Here is a 1,844-nt window from a genome sequence, read left to right as displayed (position 1 = left end):
GGCAGACTCGAACTGCCGACCTCTACATTATCAGTGTAGCGCTCTAACCAGCTGAGCTATGAGACTGTCCATAAATAGACATTAGACTCTAGATTCTGGACGTTAGACAATCTAACATCTTATAACTAAGACCTCACATCTATATATAATCGAATTGACGATAAGAATCAAGACCAAATTGGCCTTAGCTGAACTTCCCTTTCGTAATTGTCGCTTGCATGTAAACATGCAAAGCTCTAGAAAGGAGGTGTTCCAGCCGCACCTTCCGGTACGGCTACCTTGTTACGACTTAGCCCCAGTTACCAGTTTTACCCTAGGCGGCTCCTTGCGGTGACCGACTTCAGGTACCCCCAGCTTCCATGGCTTGACGGGCGGTGTGTACAAGGCCCGGGAACGTATTCACCGCATCATGGCTGATATGCGATTACTAGCGATTCCAGCTTCACGCAGTCGAGTTGCAGACTGCGATCCGAACTGTGATAGGGTTTGAAGATTCGCATCCCCTCGCGGGGTAGCTGCCCTCTGTCCCTACCATTGTAGCACGTGTGTGGCCCAGGACGTAAGGGCCGTGATGATTTGACGTCATCCCCACCTTCCTCGCGGTTTGCACCGGCAGTCTGGCTAGAGTTCCCGACATGACTCGCTGGCAACTAACCACAGGGGTTGCGCTCGTTATAGGACTTAACCTGACACCTCACGGCACGAGCTGACGACAACCATGCAGCACCTTGCAATCTGTCCGAAGAAGGGTCTGTTTCCAGACCTGTCAGACTGCATTTAAGCCCTGGTAAGGTTCCTCGCGTATCATCGAATTAAACCACATGCTCCACCGCTTGTGCGGGCCCCCGTCAATTCCTTTGAGTTTCATTCTTGCGAACGTACTCCCCAGGTGGGTTACTTATCACTTTCGCTTAACCACCCAGCCCTCAATTAGGCCGGACAGCTAGTAACCATCGTTTACGGCGTAGACTACCAGGGTATCTAATCCTGTTCGCTACCTACGCTTTCGTCCCTCAGCGTCAATATATTATTAGTGATCTGCCTTCGCAATAGGTGTTCTGAGTAATATCTATGCATTTCACCGCTACACTACTCATTCCAACCACTTCATAATAATTCAAGAACAACAGTATCAATGGCAATTCTACAGTTGAGCTGCAGACTTTCACCACTGACTTATTATTCCGCCTACGGACCCTTTAAACCCAATGATTCCGGATAACGCTTGGACCCTCCGTATTACCGCGGCTGCTGGCACGGAGTTAGCCGGTCCTTATTCATACGGTACCGTCAAGCATCTACACGTAGATGTGGTTCTTCCCGTATAAAAGCAGTTTACAACCCATAGGGCCGTCTTCCTGCACGCGGCATGGCTGGATCAGAGTTGCCTCCATTGTCCAATATTCCTCACTGCTGCCTCCCGTAGGAGTCTGGTCCGTGTCTCAGTACCAGTGTGGGGGATCTCCCTCTCAGGACCCCTACCTATCGCGGTCTTGGTAAGCCGTTACCTTACCAACTAACTAATAGGACGCATACTCATCTTTAAGCCATAAATGTTTAATATCATCTCCAGGTGAAGTCGATATACTATGGGGTATTAATCCACGTTTCCATGGGCTATTCCCCGCTTAAAGGCAGATTGTATACGCGTTACGCACCCGTGCGCCACTCGTCAGCGGATTAGCAAGCTAATCCCTGTTACCGTTCGACTTGCATGTGTTAGGCCTGCCGCTAGCGTTCATCCTGAGCCAGGATCAAACTCTTCATCGTTAAATCTTAAATATATTCAACAACTACTAAAGAAATTGCTCAGTATGACTTTTTCTAGTCTTAATTCTTATACA

At 48.9% G+C, this 1,844-nt stretch carries 1 rRNA gene; it reads right to left on the bottom strand.

Annotated features, from left to right (window positions below):
- Positions 1 to 240: 240 nt before the first annotated feature.
- Positions 241 to 1,770 (bottom strand): 16S ribosomal RNA (locus LGQ90_RS08440).
- Positions 1,771 to 1,844: the final 74 nt, after the last annotated feature.

Origin of the sequence: Christiangramia sediminis (assembly GCF_020552705.1) — a bacterium.
GTDB lineage: Bacteria > Bacteroidota > Bacteroidia > Flavobacteriales > Flavobacteriaceae > Christiangramia > Christiangramia sediminis.
This window is presented reverse-complemented; position numbering and strand designations above follow the sequence as displayed.